The sequence below is a fragment of the Actinomycetospora chibensis genome (genome assembly GCF_028737215.1).
Taxonomy (GTDB): domain Bacteria; phylum Actinomycetota; class Actinomycetes; order Mycobacteriales; family Pseudonocardiaceae; genus Actinomycetospora; species Actinomycetospora chibensis.
On record NZ_JAQZAM010000012.1, the window covers coordinates 169116 to 190246 of the forward strand.

The window sequence follows — 21131 nt, forward strand, 5'->3', positions numbered from 1 at the left end:
AAGGAGGCGCGCGGTCGGCGGCGCCACGAACCGGTCAGCGGCCGATCGGTCGTGTCCGATGCGTCGTGTGCGCGCCATCACCGGTCGGTTGGCTCCGACGAGCGGATCTCGATCACGAGGCGGGACGCCGGCGGTCGGGCGCCAGCACGGCCTCGCACATGGCGTCGCCGACCCAGTCCTCGTACTGCTCGCCGGTCCAGCCGCGCCCGCCGGTGAGGAGATGCCAGATCTCGACGCTGTTGAGCGTCCACAGGCGGTCGCGGGCGACGTCCTCGGCGAGGCCGGGGGAGAGGGCCCCGAGCTCGACCACGCGACCGACGACCATGCCGGTGCCGATCAGGCGTTCCTGGTCGGTGGTCGCCCGCAGGGCCACGAGGTCCGGGTCGCCGGAGAGCGCGCCCGCGCCGATCTGCAGCGCCAGCGGCCCGAGGCGGTCCAGCAGCGACCGCCCGAGTCGCGCGTAGCCCCGCAGGAACGCCGCCGGGTCGGGATCGGCGTACAGCGCGCGCACCTCGGGCCGCTCGGCCAACGGGACGTCCTGCGCGTCGCCGGCGAGGACGAGGTCGTAGCCCTCCTTGAGCAGCGCGGCCTTCGTCCCGAACCCGTTGTAGACCGTCTGCGCCGACACACCCGCGGCCTTCGCCACCGAGGCCACCGACGTCGTGGCGTACCCCTGGGCCACGAACTGCTCGACGGCGGTCAGGGCGATGTGCTGGCGCGTCAGGGCGGCCCGGCGCTCGCGGCCGGAGGCGTCGTACCGACGACGTGCCGACATTTCGTTTGACTCCAACCCAAATAGAGTTAGTCTCACTCTAACCAAAGAGTGGGAGGACGGCGATGACCGACACGACGACCATCCGTTCCCGGATCCTCGGGGGAGTCGGCACCCGGGCCGACTGGCGCCGCCCGCACCTCGTGGCCCTCACGGCGCTGACGGCGTACTCCACGGGCGTCGGCTGGCAGGCCCAGGCGGTGTCGTATCCGCTGTTCCGGGACGTGCCGCCCGAAGACTTCCTCGCCTACCACGCGCAGTACAACGAGGCGATCCCGATCGTCGTCATCGTGCCCGGCTTCCTGACGTTCCTCGCTTGCGCGGCGTTCCCGTGGACACGGCCGGCCGACGTGCCGCGCGGACTGGCGGGCATCGTCGCGGCCAGCGGGCTCGTGTCGCTGGTGTCGACGGTCGCGTGGGCGATCCCGAGGCACGACCGTCTCGACCGGATCGGTCAGGACGAGGCGACCATCGCGAGCCTCCTCGACGCGAACCTCGTGCGTTCCCTGGCGCTCACGGCGGGCGCGGTGGCGCTGATGGTGGCGACCGCCCGGAGCGGCCGGGCCTCCCGCATCACCCGCTCGATCCGATAATCGACATTATGTCATTTCGACAGGAGGAGCCCGTCCCGCTCCTCCGGCCCACGGCCCTCATGTCATTTCGTCGGAAGGAGCCCGTCGCGGTGGACCATCCCCTCGTGCCCGATTGATCGTTACGATCCAGCCCCATCCGCACCGGGCGTCGAGGGGGCACTCACGGGTGGACGGCAGCGAGTTCGGGCGGTACCGCCTCGAGCGTCTCATCGGCTCCGGTGGGATGGGTGACGTCTACCAGGCGGTCGACACGGAGCGGGACCGTGTCGTCGCGCTCAAGCTGCTCCCGCCGTTGTTCAGCGGCAGCGCCGAGTTCCAGGAGCGCTTCCGCCGCGAGTCCCGCGTGGCCGCCCGGCTCCGCGACCCGCACATCATCCCGATCCACGACTTCGGGGAGATCGACTCCCGCCTCTACATTGACATGCGCCTGGTCGACAGCGGGCGGACCGTCGCGACGCTGCTGCGCGAGGAGGGCGCCCTGCCCCCGGAGCGCGCGGTCCACCTGGTGGGCCAGATCGCGGAGGCGCTCGACGCCGCGCACGGCGACGGGCTGATCCACCGGGACATCAAACCGTCCAACGTGCTGATCACCGACCGTGACTTCGTCTACGTCATGGACTTCGGCATCGCGCACTCCGTGGGCCAGACGGCGTTCGGTCTGACGATGTCGGGCTCCACCGTCGGCACGATCGACTACATGGCCCCGGAGCGGTTCACCAACGGCCCGGTCGACACGCGGGTGGACGTCTACGCGCTCGGGTGCCTGCTCTACCAGTGCCTCACCGGCCGGACGCCCTTCGAGGGCTCCGAGGCCCCGGCACTCATGTACGCCCACGTCCACGTCGATCCCCCGCGTCCGAGCACCGCCGTCCCGGGTCTCCCGGACGCCCTGGACGAGGTCGTCGTGACCGCGATGGCGAAGGACCCGGCGGACCGCTACCCCACCACCGGCGAGCTCGGCGACGCGGCGCGTGCCGCGCTGGGCGGCACGGCGACCGCGCCCCCGCGGCCCGTCCCCACCACCGAGCGGGTTACCGTGGTCACGCCCCGGAGCACCCTCCCCGAGGTGGAGGCCGGAGACGGCCCACCGACCGGCCCGCCCACCGATCCACCCCTGGACCCACCCACCGAGCAGCAGTCCTCGACGCCCGCCCCGGCTGCGGTGTCCGACGCCGGCGGCGCCGCGCCGCCCGAGGGCCCCCGCACCGGCGACACTGGCACCGGCCTCAGGGCGTGGGTCACCCGCCCGGGCTCCCGGGCGATCGTCGTCCTCGCGGGGTCCGCCGTCGTCGTCCTGGCGCTGCTCGCCGTGCTGCTCGTGGCGATCCGGGGCTCCGGCGATCCCGGGACCGGAGCCGTCGGAGCCCCGCCCGGTGCCGCCGCGGTGGCGGCGAGCAGCGGGACGGCGTGGGTGGTCGGCTCGGTCCCGACGCCGCGCACGCCCGGCTCGCTGACGGTGGCGCCGGGCGGGCGGGTCGCCTACGTCGCGAACCGCGACCCCCGGGTGGTCACGGTGGTCGACCTGGCCGCGGGGGCGGCGGTCGACACGATCCCGGTGCCCGCTGCTCCCCCGCGCTTCATCGCCTTCTCCGTCGACGGCGCCCGCGCCTACATCAGCGCCTACACCGACGACGACGCGGTCAACGTGGTGCAGGTCGTGGACACCGCCACCCGCGACGTCGTCGCCGTCGTCCCGGTCGACCGCCGCCCCTACGCCCTCGCCGCCGCGCCGGACGGCCGGACGGTGTGGGTGCCGAGCCACGACGACGCCACGATCGACCTCCTCGACACCACGACCAACACGATCACCGGGCGCCTCCCGGTCGCCGCGAACCCGCACTGGGTGGCGTTCAGCGCCGACCGCGCCTACGTCGCCAACCACGAGTCCAACCTCGTCACGGTGATGGACGCGGGCACCGGCGCCACGCTCGCGACCGTCCCCGTCGGCCTCAGCCCGCACGCGCTCGCCCCCTCCCCCGACGGCGCGCGGGTGGCGGTCGCGAACTACGACGACGCCAGCGTGTCGATCGTCGACACGGCCACCGACCGCGTGGTCGCCACGCCGGTCGTGGGCGCGGGCCCCCAGTACGTCAGCTACGCCGCCGACGGCCGCCACCTCTACACCGCGAACGTCCAGGACGGCACGGTGTCGGTGGTGGACACTGCGACGTCTCGCACCACCGCGACCGTCCCGGTCTGCAGCTCGCCGACGAGCGTCGTCATGGCCCCGCCGGCCAACTCGACCGCCCGCGTGACCTGCCTCGACGAGGCCCGCCTCGCCGTGCTCGGGATCGGCAGCTGAGCGGGTCGGCCGCACTGTCGGGAGATCGAAGTGGCGAGCCCCTCAGGACCGCCGCAGGCGCTGCAGGAGCGGGATCGCCGCGATCTTCTCCTCGGTCAGCTCGTCCCAGACGATGCGGCCGGGGTGACGCACCTCGCGGGTGCAGGTGACGAGGCGGTCGGGCGTGACGAGGAGGTCGAGGCGGACGTCGTGGTCGGTCACGGGGATCGCCCCGAGGGCGACGACCTGCTGCTCGTGCACCGTCGTCACCACCGGGGTGTCCGGCGCGACGAGCCCGGCCTCGCCGGCGACGGCGAACTCGAGGTCGGAGAACCCGCCGCCCTTGCCGAGGCGTGCGCCGTCCTCCGCGACGGCCACGCAGCCGGTGACGACGAGGTCGACCGGCTCGAGGTCCTCGACGGCCACCGTGCGCCCGGACCGCGAGGCGCCCTTGATCGACGACGCCTTGCGCGGGGTGTCGTCGAGGTCGTCGGGGTCGAGCAGGAAGAACGGTGCCTCCTCGGCGAGGCGCGGCACCGCCATGTAGACGGTCTTGCCGTCCTCGAGCGCGCGCTGGCGCACGGGCCACTGCGCGGAGTCCGGGTTGCACTTCAGCGTGCGCGCCTGCTTCCAGACGTCGGTCTCCCGCAGTCGCTGCGCGGCCGCCTCGGCGCCGACGAAGTTCGGGATGCGGCCATGCGCCCCCGGGAACCGCGCGATCTTCCCGTCGCGCAGGGCGTCCCACACGCGCTGACGGACGGCGTGCTTCGCCTCGACGATCTCCGCCGGTCCCCCGGCGTCCGCGTCGTGCCGTCGGGTCCGTGCCACGGCGACACCGTACGGCCCGGTGCCGGGGATCAGCCCGTCGCGCGGTCGATCGCCCCGGTGATCGCAGCGACCGACCGGCTGATGTCCTCGGGCGTCGTCGACCAGTTCGACACCGAGAAGCGCACGGCCGGGCGGTCGGCCCACACGGTGGTGCCGACCCAGCAGGTGCCGTCGCGCGCGACGGCCCGGGAGAGCTCGCCGGGGTCGACGTCGCGGGGACGGAAGAGCACCTGGTTGAGCTCGACGTCGGCGAGGACCTCGATGCCGGGATGGCGTCCCAGCTCCTCGGCGGCCTGCCGGGCGAGGGCGCAGCAGCGTTCGACGAGGTCGGCGACGCCGCGGCGCCCGAGGCTGCGCACCGCCGCGTACACCGGGAGCGCACGGTGGCGCCGCGAGCTCTCCGGGGTCCGGCCGGACGGGTCCTGGGCGTCCACCGCCAGGTAGGCGGCGGAGAGGCTCAGCGCGCGGGTCAGCGCCGCCGGATCGCGGACGATCGCCAGCCCCGAGTCGTAGGGGACGTTGAGCCACTTGTGGGCATCGACGGCCCACGAGTGGGCGCGCGCGACGCCGGCGACGAGGTGCCGGCGCGACGGCGCGGCCGCGGCCCACAGCCCGAACGCCCCGTCGACGTGCAGCCAGGCCTGCTCGCGGGCGTGCACGACGTCGGCGATGGCCTCGAGCGGGTCGCACGCGCCGGTGTCGACCTGCCCGGCCTGGGCGCAGACGAGCACCGGGCCGTCGACGGCGGCGAGGAGGTCCCGGAGCAGGTCGGGACGCATCCGGCCCTGGTCGTCGGCCGGCACCCGGACCGCCCGGTCCGAGCCGAACCCCAGCAGCCGCAGGGCCTGCAGCACCGTGGAGTGGACCTTGCCGCCGGCCAGCACGGTCGGCACCGGCGCTCCGGCCAGCCCGTCGGCGCCGACGTCCCATCCCTTCGCGTCGAGCAGGGCGTGGCGGGCCGCGGCCAGGCACGAGACGTTCGCCATCTGGGCGCCGGTGACGAATCCGATCGCCGCGTCGGGCGGGAGCCCGAGCAGGTCGAGCACCCACCGCGTCGTGACCGCCTCGACCGCGGCCGCGGCCGGCGACATCACGGCGGCGGCGGCGTTCTGGTCGGTCGCGGAGACCATCCAGTCCGCGCCGAGCGCGGCGGGCAGCGCGCCGCCGGTGACGAACCCGAAGTAGCGCGGGCCCCCGGACGCCACGAGGCCGGGCTCGAGGGCGGCGGCGAGCTCGTCGAGCACCTGCGTGGCCGGCAGGCCCTCGGGCGGCAAGGGCCCGTCGAGGCGGGCGCGCATCGCGTCGGCGTCGACCGGGAGCCCGACGGGACGGTCGGGCAGCGAGGCCAGCCACTCCCCCGCGAACCGGCGGGCCCGGTCGAGGCTGTCGTCCCACACCTCGCGGGACGGTACGGCTACTCGGGCCGGGCGACCACGGATCGCCGGGCGTGCGCCAGCGCCCAGATCCCGAGCAGGGCGACCACCAGGACCTCGGCCAGGGCGAGGCCCCGCTCGAGCAGGCCCAGCGGCACCGCGCGCCACCACGGGACGCCCGTGACGCCGCGCAGGCCGATGGCCCCGACGATCGGCAGGAACGACGCCAGCGCGAGCCAGGATCCCCACCGCACGCCGATCCGCAAGGGCCGGGCGGACCGATCGCCGCGGTGGCGGCGGGCGAGCAGCAGGGCACCGAGCGGCAGGGCGATGAACGCCACGAGGCTCGCGTACCGGTGGATGTAGCCCGAGACGCTCGGCCCGATCGACCAGTTCGTCTTCTCGAACGCGACGACGAGCAGCAGGCCGACGCACCACGCGCCGATCAGCACCGACGGCAGGGAGCGGGCGGGCGTCAGACGCGCGGCGACCAGGGCCGCGAGCACGCCCGCCGAGCCGAGCGCGAGGACGACCACCGCGACGTCGAAGAGCCAGCCGCCCGGCAGGAGCGCGTACTCGCTGATCGTCCGGCGGACGGGGTCGACCGCCGACGAGGGACCCACCAGGTGCATGGCCCCGATGACGAGGAGCGCCAGGGCCACGGCGGCCACACCCAGCCGCGCCCCGGACCGCACCATCGTCTCCGCCTCGCGAGGCGGCGTCGTCCACGTCGTCGGCGTCGTCACGTGGTGTCCAACGTCGGCGGCGCGCGGTGCGTTCCGATCACCGTCCCGATCACGGCCGGAGCCCGGCGCCGGACGGGTCGAGCGGCCCGGCGGCGCCGAAGCCGTCGGCGAGGCCCACGCACCGCTCGCCGGAGAACAGGCCGGCCCGGTAGTGCAGGCCGTCCGCCGCGGCGTCGACGGCGAGCACGACGTCGTAGGTCCGCGGGTGGGCGACCTCGTCGACGTACTGCACCTCCCACGCGGCCGCCGCGAGTTCCTCGGGCGGCCCGCCCTCGGGGTCGCCGAGGCGCCCGGACTGCCACGCCGCGACCGCATCGGCGTACCAGGACAGGATCGCGACGTTGTTCACGTGCCGGTTGGTGTCGACGTCGTCGATGCGCGAGGCCAGCCGGTGCACGGCCGGATAGCGGGTGCGGTCGCGGCGGGCCGCCTCCGGGCGCGGGGCGGCGGCCCGGCCCGGCTCGTCGATCACCATCGACGCGAGGTCGGCACGCAGCTCGTCCGGGAGCTCGCTCGGCCCCGACCTCGTGGCCACGACGGTCACCGAGTCGGCCACGGCGACGCAGCGGTCGCCGGCGAACACCCCGTAGCCGTAGGAGAACGACGACCCGCCGATGCGCCGGACGCCGAGCCCGATCCGGTACCCGGCCCCGCGGGGGACCGGCGCGAGGGCGCGGAGGCGCTGGGCGGCGAGCACGATCCGGAAGCGACCGCCGCCGTCCTGGACGAGCGCCCGGAAGCGCGGCAGCTCGGCGTGGACGCGCGCCTCCTCGAGCCATCGGGTCAGCGCCACCGTCGTCACGCGCCGGTCGCCGCCGAGGTCGGAGTAGCGCGGGGTGACCGGGCGCAGGACCGGGAACGCCGCGAGGTCGGTGAGACCCCCGCCGTCCCCGGCCAGCGACGGACCGGCGGTCGGGAGGACCAGTGCGTGCTCGGCCATGGCGACCATGCTCCCCATCGCGCGCGGACCGGACGACGCGGCACCGCCCGGATCACATGTGACGACCGCCCCCGGGGCACCCGGGCGAGGTGACCGACTACCCGCCCGGGTTCTTCGACCGCGCCGACACCGGCGACGACGCCCGCTTCTACGGCCCCCCGCGGCTGGTACAGCACATCGACGACGAGGCGATCGCCGCGGTCGGCGCGTACTACGACGAGGTCGGCGTCACCGGGGACGTCCTGGACCTCATGAGCTCGTGGGTCTCGCACCTGCGCACCCGCCCGCGGCACCTCACCGTGCTCGGGATGAACGCCGCCGAGCTCGAGGCCAACCCGATGGCGGACGCGAGGGTCGTGCGGGACCTCAACGCCGACCCGGCGCTGCCCTTCGGCGACGCCGCCTTCGACACCGCGATCTGCACGGTCTCGGTCGACTACCTCGTGGCGCCGGTCGGGGTGTGCGCCGAGGTCGCCCGCGTGCTGCGGCCCGGCGGGACGTTCGCGCTGACCTTCTCGAACCGCTGCTTCCCCACGAAGGCGGTCCGCGGCTGGCTCGCCGCCGACGACGAGGGGCGCGCGGCGATCGTCGCGTCCTACCTGCGCGACGCCGGCGGCTTCGACGAGCCGGTCGCCCAGCGCCGCCCGTCCCGTGGGGACCCGGTGATCGCGGTGCACGCCGTCCGGCGGTAGAGCACGGCGAGCACCGCCCGTGCCACCGGATGCCCTCGGGCGCGAGCGGAATCTCGGACGCGAGCCTCGCGAGGGGCACGTCGCGCATGATCGACGGGCGGGCGCGCCCGCCGAACGTGCCCGTCGTGCGGCGTGACCCACACGGGTGCTCGCCGAGTTCGATCTCTCGAGCGTGTCGTCAGCGCGGTGGCACGTTCGGCAGGTACCACAGGCCCGCGCGCCGGCCGACCGTGTGCCCGTCGCGCGAACACCGGCGACGATGTCGAGAGATCGAGGTGGAGAGCCCCGCGTCACTCCCCCGACGCGGCGAGCCGCTCCAGGACCGCGCGGGACCCCTCGTCGGCGGGGACGAACGACTCCAGCGAGAGCTCGTCGAGCGTGACGTCCCAGGCCGCGCCGAAGTGCGTGATCGTCGAGTAGAGGCGCAGCTCGCCCTCGGGGTGGTCGAGGTGCAGCGGGAGCATGACGTGCGCCGCGCGGGCCGCCGGACCGCCCTGCGGGGGCGGGGGCGCGAACTCCGCGAGCTCCTCGCGCAGCGCGACGAGGCGCGGGTCGCCCGTGAGGTCGGCGAGGCGTTCCAGGCGGTGGAGCAGGTGCCCGGCCCACTCGGAGAGGTTGCGCACGTGGGGCGCGAGGCCGTCGGGACGCAGGCTCAGGCGGTAGATGTTCACCGGTGGGGCGAGCACCGCGGGGTCGAGGACGGACAGCAGGGCACCGACGGCGCGGTTGGCCATCACCACGTCGCCGCACCGGTCGACGACGAGCGCCGGGAACGGTTCGTGGCCTGCGAGGAGGTGCTCCAGCGCCCCGCGCACCGCCTCGAGACCCCGCGCGTCGAGCCGGGACTCCGCGTAGGTCGGGGCGAAGCCTGCGGCGAGGAGCAGGGTGTTGCGCTCGCGCAACGGGACCTCCAGGTGCTCGCACAGGTCGATCAGCAGCTCCCGGCTGGCCCGGGCCCGCCCGGTCTCGACGAAGCTCAGGTGGCGGGTGGAGACGCCCACGTCGAGGGCGAGGTCCATCTGGCTGCGGCGGCGCCGGGTGCGCCAGCCGCGCAGCAGGTCGCCGGGGCCGGGGCGGGCGTCGAGCGTGCTGGTCACGAGGCCGACCGTAGGACGGCCCCCGCACCGGAGACCATGACCTGCGAGGTCATCGACGCGGCTACCGGCGCCGCCGCAGGGTTCTCCCCGACGCATCCAGCGACCGGAGGAGACACCGATGACCACGACCACCGCCCTCGCCACCCGACTCGACCTGCGCGCCGTCCTGCGCCTCGACGCCGTGGCCTCCGGCGCCCTCGGCCTCGCCGCCGCGGCCGGGGCCGGCGTGCTCGACACGCTGCTCGGCCTGCCCGCCGGCCTGCTCCTCGGCGTCGGCGTGTTCCTCGTCGTCTACGCCGCGGGGCTCGTCGCCCTGGCGGGACGGACGGTGATCCCCCGCCCGGCGACCTGGGTCGTCGTGCTCGGCAACTCCGCCTGGGTGCTCGCGAGCCTCGGCCTCGTCGTCGGCGCGTGGGACCGCCTCACGATGCTCGGCGTGGTCATCGTGCTCGCCCAGGCAGCGGCCGTCGCGGTGTTCGCCGACCTCCAGTACGCGCGGCGGTGAGAGCCGGAGGAGAAGGGACCGCCGGGCGCCGCCAGGGCCGCGGGAGACCGAAGCGCACGGACACCCCGGGCGAGGCGGCGACGTGGTCCGGCGGGCGCCCGGCGAGCTCCGGGAAACCCGCCCGGGCCAGCAGCGTGTCGTCGAGCTCGAGCAGCTCGGCGCGGTGCAGCGGCCAGGGCTCGTGGACGTTCGGGACGTACCAGTCGACGCCGAGGTGACGCTCGTGCAGTCCCCACCGGGCGGTGAGGAACTCCTCGAGCGGGCCGGACGCCATCGGCTCCCCCACCCGCAGCCGGACCAGGCTCGGGTGGGGTCGGCTCGTCTCGTAGACGCGGTCCGGGCCGTCCTCGATCCGCATCGTCGCCCACCGGTACGGCAGCCCGAACGCGGCGCGGGCCCCGGCGACGACCGCGAGCCGGGTGGCGTCGAGGCTGCGGAAGACGATGCCGCGCACCCCGCGGTCGTCGACGGTGTAGAGCCGCACGTTGGTCTCGGGGAAGGTCCCCAGCCACGGGATCGACGGCCCGCGCATCACCCCGGCACCCACCATCCGGAAGGGCACGAGCCCGACCCAGGTGACACCGTCGCGGACGTCGGGGCGCACCCCGGGCGGGAGCAGCGGCGCCACCTCCGCCGGGTCGACCGCCCAGTGCAGGAACGCCACGTCGCACCAGCGCTGGGTCATCATCGTCGGCCCGGTGTAGCCCGGGGCCTCGCGCATCACGGGCTCGACGGGTGGGGTCATGCCCCCGTCATCCCCGGTGCGGAGGCGCGGCAACCCGGGAACATCGCCGACCACCGCGGGGGTTGCTCTCCGAGAGGAGTCGAGTCGAGGAGGTCGTCGTGGCGCTGACCATGTTCGGTGGGCCGCTGTCCCGCAAGGTGCCGGAGACGCGGACGTTCACCGTCGAGGGACCCGCCCACTCGCTGCTGCTCGAGCCGTTCACGCGGCGCGTGCGCGCGGAGGTGGACGGGGTGACGGTGCTCGACACGGTCCGCGGGGCGCTGCTGTTCGAGACCGGCCTGCCGCCCCAGCTCTACGTGCCCGAGGAGGATCTGCGCACCGACCTCCTGGAGGCCAGCGACACCACGACCCACTGCCCGTTCAAGGGCGACGCGACCTACCGCAGCCTGCGGGTCGGCGACCGCGTGGTCCCCGACGCGGTGTGGGCCTACCCCACCCCGATCGCCGAGTCGTCGTGGCTGGCCGGGCGCGCCGTGCTGGCCCCCGGGGCGGCCGATCGCTGGCTCGACGAGGACGACGAGGTCCTCGGGCACCTGCCCGACCCGTACCACCGCGTGAACCTGCGGAACACCAGCCGCCACGTCACCGCCGCCACCGCCGACGGCGTGGCCGTGGCCGACGCGGCCGGGGGCGTCCTGCTGGGCGAGACGGGCCTGGTCGACCGCTTCTACATCGCGCGCGACTCCCTGGCCGCCACGCTGGAGCCCAGCGAGAAGCGCACCGTGTGCCCCTACAAGGGCCGGGCCACGTACTACTCGCTGCGCCTGGAGGACGGGCGCGTGCTCACCGACGCGGCGTGGTCCTACGAGGCGCCCACCGACGAGTCGCGGGCGATCAAGGACCTCGTGAGCCTCGCGCACGACGACCTGGTGGTCACGGCGAGCTGAGCTCCCCCGGCTCGGCCTCCTGCGCGGCGTCGCGCAGCACCTGCGCCTGCCCCGCGTAGCGCGCGGTCTCGGTGATCAGGTGCAGCAGGATCCAGCGGAGCTCGATGTGTCCGCGCCGGTCGTCACGCACGGCGTCGTCGAGGGACTCGGAGCCGGCCAGCGCGTCACGGCCGCGCTCGCACACCTCGAGGTAGGAGCCGACGACGTCCTCGGGCTGCTCCACGTCGGCGAAGCGGAAGCCCGGGTCGGGGTCGTCGACGTAGCTCGGCGCGTGCGCCGTCGGGTTGCCGCGCTCCCCCCATCGCTCGACGAGCCACGTGCGCTCGAGCTCGGTGAGGTGCTTGACGATCCCCAGCAGGCTCGAGCCCCGCTCGGCGGGGATGCGCCTGCGCAGCGACATCTCGTCCAGCCCGTCGAGGGCCAGGACGACCAGCGCCCGGAAGTAGTCGAGCCATCCCTCCAGCGCTTCGCGCTCGTCGGCCACCTCCGGTGGCGTGGGTCGGCGTTGCAGGGGTGCCTGGAACCGCACCGGCTCTCCCGGGGTCGCATCGTTCACACCTGACACACCCTCTGTCGTCAGCCGAGTGCAGATCGTTACACCCCGAGACTCCTCGACTACTCCTCGACCAGACGCTCCAGCGCCGGCAGCGCGGCCTCGAGGGCCGCGCGCTGCTGGGCGTCGAGCCGGTCGAGACGCTGCGCCAGCGAGGCCGTCCGCTCCGTGCGGATGTGCCGGATGGCCTGGTGCCCCTGATCGGAGAGGTGGATCAGGGCCGACCGCGCGTCCTGGGGGTCCGGCGTCCGGATGAGCAGGCCGGCCTCGTCGAGCGCCGCCAGCACCCGGCTCATGGTCGGCGGGGTGACCGCCTCCCGCCGCGCCAGCTCGGAGAGCCGCAGCGGCGCGGCGTCCTCCAGCGTCGCGAGCACCGACGTCTGCAGCGGCGGCAGGGCCGCGTTCGAGTCGACGCGGATGCGGCGGTTGAGACGTCCGACGGCCAGCCGCAGGCGCGAAGGGAGGTCAGGGTCGGACGAACCGGACCAACCGGTCGTGTCGTCCTGCGTCCCGGTCGCGGAAGTGGACATACCTCATCGTCCCATCCCCGCGCCCGGGACGGGCGAAGTGTTGCCGTCCGTCACGGCCGTGTCACCCCGATGGGCCACCCGGGTCACAGCTTTCGGAGCCGGATGCGCCGCACGGTGTGGTCGCCACCCTTGGTGAGGACGAGGTCCGCGCGGGAGCGGGTGGGGGCGATGTTCTCGCGCAGGTTCGGCCCGTTGATCTCGTCCCACAGGGTCGCCGCCTGCGCCCGGGCCGCGGTCTCGTCCATCTCGGCGTAGCGCCGGAAGTACGACGCGGGGTCGCGGAACGCCGTCTCCCGCAGGGCCAGGAAGCGCTCGACGTACCACCGGCGCACGTCGGTGGGGTGCGCGTCCACGTAGATGGAGAAGTCGATGAGGTCCGACACCGCGAGCGCGCTCGCCCGCTCGCCGGTCTGCGGGGCCGGCTGCAGCACGTTGAGGCCCTCGAGGACGAGGATGTCGGGGCGCGCGACGACCCGGTGCTCGTCGAGGACGTCGTAGGTCAGGTGCGAGTACGTCGGCACGGGCACCTCGGGCTTGCCCGCCTTGATGTCGGAGACGAACCGCAGGAGCGCGCGCCGGTCGTAGGACTCCGGGAAGCCCTTGCGCCGCATCAGCCCGCGCCGTTCCAGCTCGGCGTTGGACAGCAGGAAGCCGTCGGTGGTCACCAGCGCGACGTTCGGGTGGTCCTCCCAGCGCGCGAGAAGCAGCCGCAACAGCCGGGCCGTCGTCGACTTGCCGACCGAGACCGACCCCGCGATCCCGATCACGAACGGGGTCGCCTGCTCGTCCTGGCGCAGGAACTGCCGGTAGGCGTCGAGCAGGCCCGTCGTGGCCCGGACGTGCAGGTCGAGCAGGCGCGAGACGGGCAGATAGACCTCGCGCACGTCGTCGAGGTCGACGGGGTCGCCCAGGGAGCGCAGCTCCTCGAGCTCCTCGGCGGTGAGCGGCACGGCGCTGGTGTCGCTCAGCTGCGACCAGGAGTCCCGGTCGAAGTCGACGAACGGGCTCCCGCTCACGTCACGTTCCCCGCTCCGGGCTCGCCGCACATGGCGCGCCATTGTTCTCGCCCGCGCCCCGTGCCGCGCCACCGCCTGCGGCGCAGGTCACCGTCCGGATCAGGAGCGCATCTGCGCGGTCGAGGTCAGCGCGTACTCCACGACGCACACCTCGGGCGGCAGGCCGAGCACGTGGACCACCGCCGCGGCCACGTGCTCGGGCGTCAGGCCCTGGGCGTGCATGCGCTCGCGGAACGCGGCGACGTCCTCGCGCCCGGCCCCGTCGTCCGCCACGAGGTCGCCCGCCATGAGGTCGGTGGCCACGAAGCCCGGGGCGACGGTGGTGACGCGCACGCCCCGTGCTCCCGCCTCGCGGCGCAGCGTCTCGTCGACGGCGTGTGCGGCGTGCTTGCTCGCCGCGTAGACCCCGCCGGCGGCCGAGGGCACGCGCCGCCCGGACATCGAGGAGATCGTCACCCAGCTCGCGCCCTCACCGAGGTGGGGCAGCGCCGCCCGCGCGGTGGCGAGCAGGCCGTGCACGTTGACGTCGAAGACCTCGCGCCAGCGCTCCGGGTCGGTCGCCCCGATCGCCCCGAGGTGCATGGTCCCGGCCGCGGCGACCACGCCGTCGAGGCCGCCGAGGTCCGCGGCCAGGCGGTCCACGGCGTCGGTCAGCGCCGCGGCGTCGGTGACGTCCGCGACACCGACCGCCGCGGCCTCCCCGAGCTCGTCGGCGAGCCCCGCAAGGCGCTCGGCCCGCCGCGCCACCAGCCCGACCCGCGCACCGGCGGCGACGGCGGCGCGCGCCGCGGCCTCGCCGATGCCCGAGGACGCGCCCGTCACCACGACCCGCCGACCGTCCAGGGAAGCCACGGGATCACCGTAGGCCGGGACGCCCACGACGTCGGTGCGGGCTGGGCACGCGGCTACGCTCGTCGGTGTGGTGAACGTGGCGACGAACGACCGGGTGGGGCGCGAGGAGCTCGACGCGTTCCTGCGCACCCGACACAAGGCGATCGTGGTGACGCGTCGCTCCGACGGCGGTGACCAGACCTCCCCGGTGACGCTGGGCATCGACGCGGAGGGCCGCCTGCTCGTGTCGACCTACCCCGAGCGGGCGAAGGTGACCAACGTGCGCCGCGACCCCCGGGTGGCGATGTGCGTGCTCTCCGACGACTTCGACGGCCCCTGGGTGCACGTCGAGGGCACCGCCGAGGTGCTCGACCTGCCCGACGCGCTCGAGCCGCTCGTCGAGTACTTCCGCTCGATCTCGGGTGAGCACTCCGACTGGGACTCCTACCGCGAGGCGATGGCCCGCCAGGGCAAGAGCGTGATCCGGTTGACGGTGCAGCGGTGGGGCCCCATCGCCACGGGCGGGTTCCCCGCCCGGTTGGCCGGAAGCTGACGGGGGACCCGGTACTCCGTGGACGTCCTCCTGTCGGTGCTCGGACTCGTCGGGTTCGTCGCCGTCACCTTCGGCACCGCGATCTTCGTGGCCGCCGAGTTCTCCCTGACCAGCCTCGAGCGCAGCCAGATCGACAATCATGTCGACGAGGTCGGCGACCGGCGCTCGAAGATCGTGCAGCGCGCGCACCGCAACCTGTCGTTCGAGCTCTCCGGGGCCCAGCTCGGGATCACCATCACCACGCTGATCACCGGCTACCTCTCCGAGCCCGCGATCGCGACCCTGATCTCCCCGCTGCTCGAGGACCTCGGCCTGCCGCCCGGTGCCGCGGGCGGGACGGCCTCGGTGATCGCGCTCGTCTTCGCGACCGCGCTGTCGATGGTGTTCGGCGAGCTGGTGCCCAAGAACCTCGCCATCGCCCGCCCGATGGGCACCGCGCGGATGGTGGCCGGCCTCCAGTCCGGGTTCTCGCGGGTGCTGTCGTTCTTCATCACCGGGCTCAACGGCTCGGCCAACTGGATCGTGCGGCGCCTCGGCGTCGAGCCCGCCGAGGAGCTGCGCTCGGCGCGCTCGCCCCAGGAGCTCGGCTCGCTCCTCACCACCAGTGCCCAGCAGGGCACGATCGACGAGGGCACGGCCGAGGTCATGGCCCGCTCCCTGCGGGTGGGTGAGCGTCGCGCCGACGAGCTGATGACCCCGCGGGTGCGGGTCGAGTCGCTGTCCCAGGACGCGACGGTCGACGACATGCTCGCGGCCACGGTGCGCACCGGCTTCTCGCGCTTCCCCGTCGTCGACCGCGACCTCGACGACATCCGCGGCGTCGTCCACGTCAAGCAGGCGTTCTCCGAGCCCCGCAACCGGCGCGCGACCACCAAGCTGCGTAACCTCATGCGCACCGCCACCACCGTCCCCGACTCCCTGGACGGCGACGAGCTGCTCGACCGTCTGCGCGGGGCCGGGCTCCAGATGGCACTGGTGGTCGACGAGTACGGGGGCACCGCGGGCATCGTCACGCTCGAGGACCTCGTCGAGGAGATCGTCGGCGACGTCCGCGACGAGCACGACCGCGGCGAGGCGGCCCGGGTGCGCGACGAGGGCGAGGACAGCTGGATCGTCTCCGGGATGCTGCGCTCCGACGAGATGGCCGAGGTCGTCGGCTGGTCGTTCCCGGAGAGCGAGGTCTACGAGACGCTCGCGGGCTACATCACCGCGGAGCTCCAGCGGCTGGCCCACGTCGGCGACGCGGTCACGCTCGACGACTGGCAGCTAATCGTCACGCGCGTCGACGGACGACGTATCGCCGAGGTCCGCGTGGTGCGACCACCCAAGGTGCCCGCCGCGGTCGCCGTGAGCGGCGAGGAGGCCTCCCCGTGAGCGACGGCGTCGCCCTGCTCCTGATGTTCGCCCTGCTCGGGGCGAACGCGTTCTTCGTCGGCGCGGAGTTCTCGCTGATCTCCGCGCGCCGCGACCGTCTCGAGGCCCTGCATGCCGAGGGCGCCGCCGGCGCCGGGACCGTGCTGCGCGCCTCCGAGCACCTCTCGATGATGCTGGCCGCCGCCCAGCTGGGCATCACGATCTGCTCGCTGGCGCTGGGCTCGCTCGGGGAGCCGGCGGTGGCCCACCAGCTCGAGGTCGTCCTCGAGCCGATCGGCGTCCCGTCGTTCCTGATCCACCCGATCGCGTTCGTGATCGCGCTGACGATCGTGACGATCCTGCACATCGTGATCGGCGAGATGGTGCCCAAGAACATCGCCATCGCCGGGCCCGAGCGCACCTCGCTGTGGCTCGTGCCCGCGCTCGTCGCCTTCCTCAAGGTCACGCGCCCGGTGATCGTGGTGCTGAACTGGGTCGCGAACCACATCCTCAAGGCCTTCGGCGTGACGCCGGTGGACGAGCGCGAGTCGGCCTACACCCCGCAGGAGATCGCCGGGATGCTCTCGGAGTCCCGCGCCGAGGGCCTGCTCGACGCGTCGCAGACCCGCCGACTGACCCAGGCGCTGAGCTCGGCGGAGCACACCGTCGCCGACGTGCTGATCCCGCTGGACCGGGTCACCGTGCTGCCCCCGCACCCCACGGTCGGCGCCGTGGAGGAGGCCGTGGCCCGCACCGGGTTCTCGCGCTTCCCCGTGCAGGCGCCGACCGCACCCGACGCGCACCCGCGCCTGGGCACCGACGCCATGGAGCCGGGCACCACCCCGATCACGCCGGAGGGGGAGAACCCCGACCACGCACCGGTCGTCGAGCTCGCGGGGTACCTGCACGTCAAGGACGTGCTCGACCTCGGCGACGGCGACGGCGACGGGGCCTCGGACGACGAGGCCGCCGGCCGCCCGGTGCCGTCCGACCGCGTGCGGGCCCTCCCGGAGATCTCGCTGTCGGCGCCGGTGGACGAGGCGCTGGCGGCCCTGCGGCGCGAGGGCTCGCACCTCGCCCGCGCGGTGGACTCCGAGGGCTCCACGGTCGGGCTCGTGGCCATGGAGGACCTCGTCGAGGAGTACGTCGGCACGGTCCGCGACAGCACGCACGTGACGCGGTCGGGGGCGCGCTCGTGACCTCCCCGGAGATGCGGCGCGAGGTCCTGGTCGTCGGCGGCGGCATCAGCGGGATCGCCTGCGCCCGCGCGCTCGCGGCCGCCGGGACGCCGGCCCGGGTGCTGGAGCGCTCCCACCGCGTCGGTGGCCGGATGGCGGCGCGACCGCTGCCCGACGGGGCCGAGCACGTCGTCGACCTCGGCGCCGCCTACTTCACCGCGCGCGACGACGAGTTCGTCGCCGTCGTCGAGGACTGGCAGCGGCGCGGGCTCGCGGTGCCGTGGACCGACACCCTCGCGGCCCGGGGCGAGGACGGCACGTGGTCGTCGACGTCCGGTCCGCAGCGGTGGTCCGCGCCTGGCGGCCTGCGCTCGCTGGTGGCCGATCTCGCCGAGGGGGTCACGGTGAGCACCGGCCACTCGGTGTCGTCGGTGACGCCCGGCCCGGCGGTGGACGGGAAGGCGGCGTGCGCCGTCGTGCTCGCCATGCCCGACCCGCAGGCCGCCCGCCTGCTCCATCCCGCCCTGCGCGCGAGCGCGGCCGTCGCCGAGCGGGCCTGGAACCCCGTCGTCTCGGTGGCCCTGGGCTACGGGCACCGCGGCTGGGAGCGCCTGCCGGCGGCGTTCGTCAACGGCCACCCCGACGTCGACCTGATCGCCGACGACGGCGACCGCCGCGGCGACGGCGCCCCGGTGCTCGTCGCGCACTCCACCGCGGAGCGGGCGCGGCGGCACCTCGACGACCCCGACGGCGCGATCGGCCCGGTCGTCGCCGCGGTGACGGAGCTGCTCGGCCTGGACGACGCGCCGGCCTGGACCCACGCGCACCGCTGGACGTACGCGAGCCCCGCGCAGCCGCGCGAGGAGGAGTTCTCCCTCGACGACGACCTCATCGGGCTCTGCGGCGACGGGTGGGGCAGCCCGAAGGTCGAGACGGCCTGGCGCTCGGGCACCCTGCTCGGCCGGGCGATCGCGGTCCGCGTGTCCTGCTGAGCGGCCCCTGTGCGGCCCCTGAGCGGCCACCGACCGGTCGTCGTCGCGTCGTGGCACCCGGTCGTCGCGCCGCGTGACCGCCGGCCGCGGGGTTCCACCCGTCCGCCGTCGGGGAGGCAACCCGGCCTGGTCGGCACGTCCGGTTCGTCTACTCTCGCTCACGGAACGGTTACGAGAAGGTCACGGCGCTCCCCAACGACGGACCTTCGCTCCCCGACCGGCAGCACCGACCCCGACGGTGTCGCCAGGCCGTTCCGTGATCGGAAGGCAGAACGTGACACGGCAACGCTCCCCCTGGGGCCGTGACGCTGAGGCTGGCACGAGCCGACGCGAGCCCCGGACGGTCCCCTTCGTCATGCCCGAGGGCGCCGTCCGCGGCGCGTCGCGCCACCGCTCCCCCGCCCGCTCCGCGATGCGCCACGGCGCCGTCGCGGCCGGGCTCACCGGCAGCGCGCTGGCCCTCGTCGGCCCGGCGGTCATCGCCCTGCCCGACCAGGACCCCCAGGACGCGGCCACCACGCTCGAGCTCTCCGCGCAGGGCGCCTCCCTCGCCGACACGGCGTCGGCGTCCTCGTCGTCGGTCGGCTCGGCCGTCACGCCGGTGAGCGAGCCGTCGGGCGGCGCCGCGTCCGCGGACCTCATCAAGGCCGCTGAGCGCGACCGCGCGGCCGACGCCGCCACGGCCCGCCGGGCCGAGGCGGACGCCGCCGCACAACGACAGACCCAGCAGGCCGCCGCCGAGGAGGAGCGCACCGCCTCGGTGACCGGGTGCGGCGCGTCCGGCTCCTACGGCGGCGTCGCCGACTCCGTCCAGGAGGTCGGCAACGCGATGGAGTGCGTCTTCCCGGGCCACGACGTCCTGGGCGTCGGCAGCCGCGGCGGCCAGTCCGACCACCCCGACGGCTACGCGCTGGACTTCATGACCACCAGCGGCGACGCGATCGCCGACTGCGTCATCGAGAACAAGGGCGACCTCGGCGTCGAGTACGTGATCTGGGACCAGCGGATCAACACCGGCTCGGGCTGGGAGAGCATGGAGGACCGTGGCGGCGCCACGGCCAACCACGAGGACCATGTCCACATCTCGTTCGAGCGCGGCGGCTCCCCCGACGTCTCGGCCCTGCGCAGCTGCGGCTGAGTCGGTCGGCAGGTCCGCTCTTCACACGCCCTTGACTCACCTGGTCCACTGAGCGGGTGTCGACGGAGACGAGCAGGTCGAGCACGGACAGTGAGCTCGGGCGCCGGACGGTGCGGCGGGTCGTCTGGCGGCTGATGCCCCTGCTGGGGCTGCTGTACTTCATCAACTACCTCGACCGCGTCAACATCGGCTTCGCCGGGCCGAACGGCATGAACGCCGAGCTCCAGATGACGGCCACGGTGTTCGGGCTCGCCTCGGGCATCTTCTTCGTCGGCTACCTGCTGCTCGAGGTGCCGAGCAACCTGGCGCTGCACCGCTTCGGCGCGCGGCGGTGGATCACCCGGATCCTCGTGTCCTGGGGCATCGTCGCCTCGATCATGGCGTTCGCGCCGAACGCGACGGTGCTGATCGTTCTCCGCTTCCTGCTCGGCGTGGCAGAGGCCGGCTTCTTCCCCGGCATCATCCTGTATCTGACCTTCTGGTTCCCGGCCGAGTACCGGGCGCGCGCGGTCGGCTGGTTCATGGTCGCGGTGCCGATCTCCACCGCGGTCGGGTCGACGGTCAGCGCCCTGATCATCTCCGTGGGCGACGGCCTCTTCGGGCTCTCGGGCTGGCGGGTGATGTTCCTGCTCGAGGGCATCCCGGCGATCCTGCTCGGCATCGTCACGTTCTTCGCCCTCACCGACCGTCCCGAGCAGGCGTCGTGGCTGTCCGAGGACGAGCGGACGTGGCTGAGCCGGCGGCTGGCCGCCGAGTCCGCCGAGGTGGAGGCCGGCGGCCACTGGCCGCTGCGCCGAGCCCTGACCGCGCCGCGCATCCTCGTGCTGGCCTTCGTCTACTTCGGCGTCACCTATGGCCTCTACGCTCTGGGCTTCTTCCTGCCCACGATCGTCTCCGGGTTCGAGCAGCAGTTCGGGACCAAGCTCGGCATCGTCGAGAAGGGCCTGGTCACGTCCGTGCCGTACGCGGTGGCGGCGGTCGGGATGGTGCTCTGGAGCCGCGCGGCCGACCGTGCTGCCGCCCGCACCGACGGCGGCTTCCTCGCCGGCGAGTCCGGGCGGCGCTGGTGGCTGGCCCTGCCGATGATCCTCGGCGGCATCGCCATCCCGATCGCGCTCTACCAGAGCAACCCGTTCTGGACGATGGCGGCGGTGACGGTCTGCGCGGTCGGGACCTGCTCGGCCCTGCCCACCTTCTGGCCCCTGCCCTCGCAGTTCCTCACCGGGGCGGCCGCGGCCGGCGGCATCGCCCTGATCAACTCCCTGGGGAACCTCTCGGGCTTCGTCGCGCCGTACGTCACCGGCGGGCTCGCCGACCTCACCGGCAGCCAGCGCGCGGGGCTCTGGGTCGTCGGCCTCGTGACGATCCTGGCCGCGGTCCTCGCGCTGGTCGTCGGGCGCACGCGTCACCCTTCCGCCGTAGTGCACTCCTCGGGTTAAGCTCCCCGCCACCCGCTCGACGGCGACGCGGATCACCACCTGACCGAGGCCCTGAGGGGGACGTGTGCCGGGACCGGACCGCAGCGCCT

Annotated in this window: 22 protein-coding genes; 11 read left to right on the forward strand and 11 right to left on the reverse strand. The window is 74.3% G+C overall.

Going from position 1 to position 21131, the window contains the following annotated elements; all coding sequences use genetic code 11:
- Positions 1-112: 112 nt before the first annotated feature.
- Complete coding sequence (locus PH189_RS19470) at positions 113-775, reverse strand: TetR/AcrR family transcriptional regulator (protein WP_274190480.1); 663 nt, start codon at positions 773-775, stop codon at positions 113-115.
- 62 nt (positions 776-837) lie between these two features.
- Between PH189_RS19470 and PH189_RS19475 the strand changes: the two genes are divergently transcribed.
- The gene (locus PH189_RS19475; RefSeq protein ID WP_274190481.1) at positions 838-1365 is read left to right on the forward strand and encodes a hypothetical protein; all 528 of its coding nucleotides are present in this window, start codon (positions 838-840) and stop codon (positions 1363-1365) included.
- Between the two features lie 166 nt (positions 1366-1531).
- On the forward strand, positions 1532-3667 hold the full coding sequence (locus PH189_RS19480; RefSeq protein WP_274190482.1) for a protein kinase domain-containing protein: 2136 nt from the start codon (positions 1532-1534) through the stop codon (positions 3665-3667).
- Between the two features lie 42 nt (positions 3668-3709).
- Here PH189_RS19480 and PH189_RS19485 read toward each other — a convergent pair whose 3' ends face one another.
- The 4 genes from PH189_RS19485 to PH189_RS19500 are packed head-to-tail and all read right to left on the reverse strand — an operon-like array spanning position 3710 to position 7533.
- Positions 3710-4474, reverse strand: a complete 765-nt coding sequence (locus PH189_RS19485) for a 5-formyltetrahydrofolate cyclo-ligase (protein ID WP_274190483.1) — start codon at positions 4472-4474, stop codon at positions 3710-3712.
- A gap of 29 nt (positions 4475-4503) precedes the next feature.
- Positions 4504-5871, reverse strand: coding sequence for a pyridoxal phosphate-dependent decarboxylase family protein (locus PH189_RS19490; protein WP_274190484.1), 1368 nt, complete (start codon positions 5869-5871; stop codon positions 4504-4506).
- A gap of 17 nt (positions 5872-5888) precedes the next feature.
- Entirely contained in the window at positions 5889-6593 is a 705-nt protein-coding gene (locus PH189_RS19495) for a DUF998 domain-containing protein (RefSeq protein WP_274190485.1), read from the reverse strand.
- Positions 6594-6642: 49 nt separating this feature from the next.
- Positions 6643-7533, reverse strand: a complete 891-nt coding sequence (locus tag PH189_RS19500; RefSeq protein WP_274190486.1) for an acyl-ACP thioesterase domain-containing protein — start codon at positions 7531-7533, stop codon at positions 6643-6645.
- An 89-nt stretch (positions 7534-7622) separates the two neighbouring features.
- Between PH189_RS19500 and PH189_RS19505 the strand changes: the two genes are divergently transcribed.
- Positions 7623-8225 (forward strand): methyltransferase domain-containing protein, encoded by a 603-nt coding sequence (locus PH189_RS19505; RefSeq protein WP_274190487.1) that lies wholly within the window; start codon positions 7623-7625, stop codon positions 8223-8225.
- Between the two features lie 290 nt (positions 8226-8515).
- Here PH189_RS19505 and PH189_RS19510 read toward each other — a convergent pair whose 3' ends face one another.
- Positions 8516-9322 carry an MmyB family transcriptional regulator gene (locus PH189_RS19510; protein ID WP_274190488.1) on the reverse strand — a complete coding sequence of 269 codons (807 nt, stop codon included), beginning with the start codon at positions 9320-9322 and terminating at the stop codon, positions 8516-8518.
- A 118-nt stretch (positions 9323-9440) separates the two neighbouring features.
- On the opposite strand from PH189_RS19510, the gene PH189_RS19515 reads away from it, so the two are divergent.
- Positions 9441-9827 carry a hypothetical protein gene (locus PH189_RS19515; protein WP_274190489.1) on the forward strand — a complete coding sequence of 129 codons (387 nt, stop codon included), beginning with the start codon at positions 9441-9443 and terminating at the stop codon, positions 9825-9827.
- Here PH189_RS19515 and PH189_RS19520 read toward each other — a convergent pair.
- A complete protein-coding gene (locus PH189_RS19520; RefSeq protein ID WP_274190490.1) occupies positions 9763-10572 on the reverse strand; it encodes a YqjF family protein in 810 nt (269 codons plus the stop codon). The two genes, PH189_RS19515 and PH189_RS19520, sit on opposite strands and share 65 nt — an antisense overlap.
- A 98-nt stretch (positions 10573-10670) precedes the next feature.
- Here PH189_RS19520 and PH189_RS19525 point away from each other — a divergent pair, with 98 nt between their 5' ends.
- Entirely contained in the window at positions 10671-11459 is a 789-nt protein-coding gene (locus PH189_RS19525) for a DUF427 domain-containing protein (RefSeq protein WP_274190491.1), read from the forward strand.
- Here the strand turns inward: PH189_RS19525 and PH189_RS19530 are convergent.
- The 4 genes from PH189_RS19530 to PH189_RS19545 form a co-directional block, all read right to left on the reverse strand.
- Positions 11446-11943 carry a mycothiol transferase gene (locus PH189_RS19530; protein ID WP_274190492.1) on the reverse strand — a complete coding sequence of 166 codons (498 nt, stop codon included), beginning with the start codon at positions 11941-11943 and terminating at the stop codon, positions 11446-11448. The genes PH189_RS19525 and PH189_RS19530 overlap by 14 nt on opposite strands.
- Positions 11944-12074: 131 nt before the next feature.
- A complete protein-coding gene (locus PH189_RS19535) occupies positions 12075-12542 on the reverse strand; it encodes a MarR family winged helix-turn-helix transcriptional regulator (RefSeq protein WP_274190493.1) in 468 nt (155 codons plus the stop codon).
- An 83-nt stretch (positions 12543-12625) separates the two neighbouring features.
- The gene (gene coaA, locus PH189_RS19540) at positions 12626-13600 is read right to left on the reverse strand and encodes a type I pantothenate kinase (RefSeq protein WP_274190494.1); all 975 of its coding nucleotides are present in this window, start codon (positions 13598-13600) and stop codon (positions 12626-12628) included.
- 57 nt (positions 13601-13657) lie between these two features.
- The gene (locus PH189_RS19545) at positions 13658-14410 is read right to left on the reverse strand and encodes an SDR family oxidoreductase (RefSeq protein WP_274190495.1); all 753 of its coding nucleotides are present in this window, start codon (positions 14408-14410) and stop codon (positions 13658-13660) included.
- A gap of 67 nt (positions 14411-14477) precedes the next feature.
- Here PH189_RS19545 and PH189_RS19550 point away from each other — a divergent pair, with 67 nt between their 5' ends.
- From PH189_RS19550 to PH189_RS19575, 6 genes are all read left to right on the forward strand, one after another.
- Positions 14478-14942, forward strand: coding sequence for a PPOX class F420-dependent oxidoreductase (locus PH189_RS19550; protein WP_274190496.1), 465 nt, complete (start codon positions 14478-14480; stop codon positions 14940-14942).
- 18 nt (positions 14943-14960) lie between these two features.
- Positions 14961-16316 (forward strand): hemolysin family protein, encoded by a 1356-nt coding sequence (locus PH189_RS19555; RefSeq protein ID WP_274190497.1) that lies wholly within the window; start codon positions 14961-14963, stop codon positions 16314-16316.
- Positions 16313-17494: a hemolysin family protein gene (locus PH189_RS19560; protein ID WP_274190498.1), complete on the forward strand. Its 1182-nt coding sequence runs from the start codon at positions 16313-16315 to the stop codon at positions 17492-17494. Before PH189_RS19555 ends, PH189_RS19560 begins: the two co-directional genes overlap by 4 nt.
- A complete protein-coding gene (locus tag PH189_RS19565; RefSeq protein ID WP_274190499.1) occupies positions 17491-18465 on the forward strand; it encodes an NAD(P)/FAD-dependent oxidoreductase in 975 nt (324 codons plus the stop codon). Before PH189_RS19560 ends, PH189_RS19565 begins: the two co-directional genes overlap by 4 nt.
- A gap of 355 nt (positions 18466-18820) precedes the next feature.
- Entirely contained in the window at positions 18821-19603 is a 783-nt protein-coding gene (locus tag PH189_RS19570) for a VldE C-terminal domain-containing protein (RefSeq protein WP_274190500.1), read from the forward strand.
- 134 nt (positions 19604-19737) lie between these two features.
- Positions 19738-21042: an MFS transporter gene (locus PH189_RS19575; RefSeq protein WP_274190558.1), complete on the forward strand. Its 1305-nt coding sequence runs from the start codon at positions 19738-19740 to the stop codon at positions 21040-21042.
- Positions 21043-21131 lie beyond the last annotated feature (89 nt).

Bases quoted from the DNA above. Each gene is read 5' to 3' on its own strand.
- PH189_RS19570 (WP_274190500.1), top strand. From the start codon at position 18,821: ATGCCCGAGGGCGCCGTCCGCGGCGCGTCGCGCCACCGCTCCCCCGCC.
- PH189_RS19575 (WP_274190558.1), top strand. From the start codon at position 19,738: ATGCCCCTGCTGGGGCTGCTGTACTTCATCAACTACCTCGACCGCGTC.
- PH189_RS19515 (WP_274190489.1), top strand. From the start codon at position 9,441: ATGACCACGACCACCGCCCTCGCCACCCGACTCGACCTGCGCGCCGTC.
- PH189_RS19500 (WP_274190486.1), bottom strand. From the start codon at position 7,533: ATGGCCGAGCACGCACTGGTCCTCCCGACCGCCGGTCCGTCGCTGGCC.
- PH189_RS19470 (WP_274190480.1), bottom strand. From the start codon at position 775: ATGTCGGCACGTCGTCGGTACGACGCCTCCGGCCGCGAGCGCCGGGCC.
- PH189_RS19535 (WP_274190493.1), bottom strand. From the start codon at position 12,542: ATGTCCACTTCCGCGACCGGGACGCAGGACGACACGACCGGTTGGTCC.
- PH189_RS19475 (WP_274190481.1), top strand. From the start codon at position 838: ATGACCGACACGACGACCATCCGTTCCCGGATCCTCGGGGGAGTCGGC.
- coaA (WP_274190494.1), bottom strand. From the start codon at position 13,600: ATGGCGCGCCATGTGCGGCGAGCCCGGAGCGGGGAACGTGACGTGAGC.
- PH189_RS19520 (WP_274190490.1), bottom strand. From the start codon at position 10,572: ATGACCCCACCCGTCGAGCCCGTGATGCGCGAGGCCCCGGGCTACACC.